The 3,731-nt window shown below is 61.5% G+C and carries 3 protein-coding genes and 1 pseudogene; all 4 read left to right on the forward strand.

From position 1 onward, the window contains the following. A pseudogene (locus HP547_RS27875) lies at positions 1 to 946 on the forward strand (heme utilization protein); the annotation flags it as partial. Positions 947 to 1,008: 62 nt separating this feature from the next. Then, entirely contained in the window at positions 1,009 to 1,689 is a 681-nt protein-coding gene (locus HP547_RS27880; RefSeq protein WP_172288675.1) for a C39 family peptidase, read from the forward strand. 55 nt (positions 1,690 to 1,744) lie between these two features. Next, entirely contained in the window at positions 1,745 to 2,497 is a 753-nt protein-coding gene (locus HP547_RS27885; RefSeq protein ID WP_172288677.1) for a hypothetical protein, read from the forward strand. Between the two features lie 46 nt (positions 2,498 to 2,543). Continuing rightward, the coding region (locus tag HP547_RS27890; RefSeq protein ID WP_172288679.1) for a hypothetical protein at positions 2,544 to 3,731 on the forward strand (1,188 nt) is incomplete at its 3' end.

The raw sequence follows: 3,731 nt of genomic DNA on the forward strand, positions 1-3,731 counted from the left end.
CGGCCCAGGCCTGATCGTGAACAACAGTGCCGACCGCACCTACCGTGTGGACACGCTGACCTTCACCACCTCGAAAAGCGGCTCGAGCTCACGTGAAGGCACGTTCAACTCATCCGATGACCGCAGCTCTTCCTCGAGCTTCAGCGTCGCCGGTGCGCAGAGCGCAAGCTCAAGCGGCTCCAGTGGCTGGAATTCCAGTGGCTCGAGCAGCATGAACGCCAGCGGTTCCAATAGCTCCAGCGCCAGCGGCTCCAACAGCTCCAATGCCAGCGGGTCCAATAGCTCCAATGCAAGCGGCTCCAATAGCTGGAATGCCAGTGGCTCGGCTAACGCCACTGCCAGTTCCTCAAGCAGCTCCAGCCTGAATGCCACCCTGGCAGCCGCAGCCGATGCTACTCGCACCGTAAGCACCGATGACGGTCGTCGCGAACGTACTCGCACCGACAGCTTCGATGGCTCACTCAACGCGTCGCTCAATGTGGACGTGGACCGGTCGCGTGACAGCTCGTTCGACGCATCGTTCGAGAAGGCTTTCGACTCGTCGTTCGACAAGTCGCGTGACTCTTCCTACGACCGTTCTCGCGACTCGTCATACGACAAGACTCGCGAATCTGCCTACGACAAGTCTCGCGATTCGTCGTATGAGAAGGCGCACGAGTCGTCCTACGCCAATGCATCGGAATCGGCGTATGAAAAGTCTGGCGAGAAATCCTCGCAATCCTCGAACGACGTTGCCAAGAGCTACAGCGAAAGCAGCGCTTACGACTTGAGCAATACCGTGTCCTTCCAAGTGCTGACCCCGACCGGCTGGGCCAACCCTGTTACCAACACTGCAACCCTTAGCGGTTCGGTGAATGGCGGCAGCGGCAACCTGGGCGTGAACGTGGCAGCCGGTGTGGGCAACCAGCAAAGCAACTCGCTGGCCATCTCCAACACCTCGTTCTAAACGCTGCGCTCGAGGCCCCCTTCGGGGGGCCTTTCTTCAACTGAACCGAAAGGCATCCGATCATGCGCATTATCGCCTTGGCGTTTTTGCTGTGCCTGGCCAGCGTGAGCGAAGCTGCACAAATGCCGCTGTCCGTATTACCGGGCGGCGCCGTAGTGTTCAAACCCCTGCAAAGCGTGCGCGAGCGCAAGTTCGCCGACCTGGTGCAACAGAAGACCGACTTCAGCTGCGGCGCCGCCGCGCTGGCAACCATCCTGCGCCAGGCCTACTGGCTGGACGTGGACGAACAACACATCATCGAGGGCATGCTGGCCCACGCCGACCAGGACCTGGTGCGTACCCAGGGCTTCTCGATGCTCGACATGAAACGCTATGTGGAAAGCCTGGGCATGCGTGCCCGCGGCTACCGGGTAGCGCCCGAAACGCTGAACAACGTGCGCATCCCGGTCGTGGTGCTGATGGATGTGCGTGGCTACAAGCACTTCGTGGTCATGCAGAAGGTCGACAAGGGCTGGGTGTATGTCGGCGACCCGGTACTGGGCCACCGGCGCTACAAGGTCGAGGACTTTCTCAAGGGCTGGAACGGCATCATCTTCGCCGTGATCGGACAGGGGTATGACAAGAACAACATCCTGCTCGACCCGCCGCTGCCACTGACCGCCAGGGGCCGAGTGAACAACTTCACCCCAGTGCAGGACGCAGAGCTGCTGGACTTCGGTTTCATCAAAAGCGACTTCTTCTAACGACTCTTCTAACGACTCTTCTAACGATAAGGGCATGACGCTCCGGGAGCATCCCATGAAGAACCCACTCTGGCTCGCAGTGGCTTGCCTCGCAGCCAGCCTGCCAATCCATGCTGAAACGTTCAAACCCATCGAACTGAAAGATCAGGAGCTGGCGAGCTTGCGTGGCCGCTATGTAATGCCGGGGCGGATCGTGAGTTTCGGCATTGTCATGAGCAGCACCTGGCAGAACGCCAAAGGGGACGTGATTGGCGCGACCAGCACGATGCAGGTGCAGCAGTCGACCATCAGGCCACAGTTCTATGTGTCGATGATCGACGAGAAAGCCACGGGCTCCTCCTCGGCCCCGGCCGCGACGCCCGGTACCGGTAGCGTGACCGGAGGCGGCGGGCTCAACACCACCGAAGGCGTCACCCAGGTGGTACGCGCTGCGGGCGACAACAACACCGCCTACAACAACGTCGACATCAATGTCACCAAGGCCAACCAGGCGCCCGTAGCGCAACCGCAGGGCCAGGCGCTGGCCGCCGGGCAGACGTTGACGGGTGAAAACGGCGCAGGCGCGCTCAGCGTCTCCGCCAGCGGCGTCGGCGTGCAATTCAACATCAATGCCAGCAACAACCAGGGCAGCAGCGTGCAGCGGCTGGCCCAGGGTGGCCTGATGCAGAACTCCACGCTGCTGGGCAACGGCAACCGCGTCAACAACCTCACCTCCCTCAATGTGGTCATGCGCGAGAGCGTACCAACCGCCGCTTCGCTGAACGGAAGCCTCGACCAGCTCAAAGGTCTTCGCACATTCGGATACTGATCTACGCTCAGTCTCATCAAAAGCAGTTGGAAGGGACGGCAACTCCATGCACCGATCTTTAACGCTTCGCGCTTTCGTGTGTCTGACTACCCTGGCCCCGGCCACCATGCTGTACGCAGCTGCCGACCCTCAGGTCGAGGCCCTCAAACAGGAACTGATCGAGCTAAAACGCCGCTACGAGGCCCAGCAGCAAGCGCTGATGGTGCTGGAACAGCGCGTGCGCCAAGTTGAGGAGGCCCCTGCCGCAGCGGCGCCCAAGCGCCTGGTCAAGTCACCGGCAGAAGGCGTCAAGGGTGCGCAGACCGTGGCTTCCGGCGCGCCGGGCACCAGCGGCAGCTCGTATGGACAGGCGCTGACGGCCGACTCCGAGCCGGCGCAAAGCGTGTCCAACCTGTATGACGAGGCCAGCGGCTTCTTCGGCGGCGGCAAGTTCAGCTTCGAAACCGGCGTCACCTATACCCACTACGACACCCGCGCCTTGACCCTGAACGGCTTTCTGGCACTGGACTCGATCTTCCTCGGCAGCATCAACCTGGACCGCATCAAGGCCGACAACTGGACCCTGGACATGACGGCGCGCTACAACCTGGCGCAGCGTTGGCAGTTCGACATCAACGTACCCGTGGTCTACCGCGAGTCGACGTATTCCTCCGGAGGGGCCGGTGGCGCCGGGGCGAGTACCTCTGACGCAACCGTCACCCGCGACCCGGAAATCGGCGACGTCAACGTCGGGGTTGCCTACAAGTTCCTCGACGAGTCGGAAACTTGGCCAGACGCCGTCGCCACCTTGCGGATCAAGGCACCGACCGGCAAGGACCCGTATGGCATCAAGCTACGCGAGGTCGATGGCAACAGTAACCTGGCGGTACCGGACAGCCTGCCGACCGGCAACGGGGTATGGTCGATCACCCCGGGCATCTCGCTGGTCAAGACCTTCGACCCGGCCGTGCTGTTCGGCAGCCTGTCGTACACCTACAACATGGAAGACTCGTTCAGCGACATCAGCCCGCAGGTCAACAGCAAGGTGCCTGGCGACGTCAAGCTGGGTGATTCCTGGCAGATCGGCGGTGGTATCGCCTTTGCTTTGAACGAGAAAATGAGCATGTCGTTCTCAGTGTCCGACCAGTTTGCCCGCAAAAGCAAGATCAAGCCCGATGGCGGCGACTGGCAGTCGATCTCGAACAGCGACTACAACGCGGCCAACTTCAACGTCGGCCTGACCTTCGCCGCCACC

The sequence above is a fragment of the Pseudomonas sp. CM27 genome, assembly GCF_013179515.1.
Taxonomy (GTDB): domain Bacteria; phylum Pseudomonadota; class Gammaproteobacteria; order Pseudomonadales; family Pseudomonadaceae; genus Aquipseudomonas.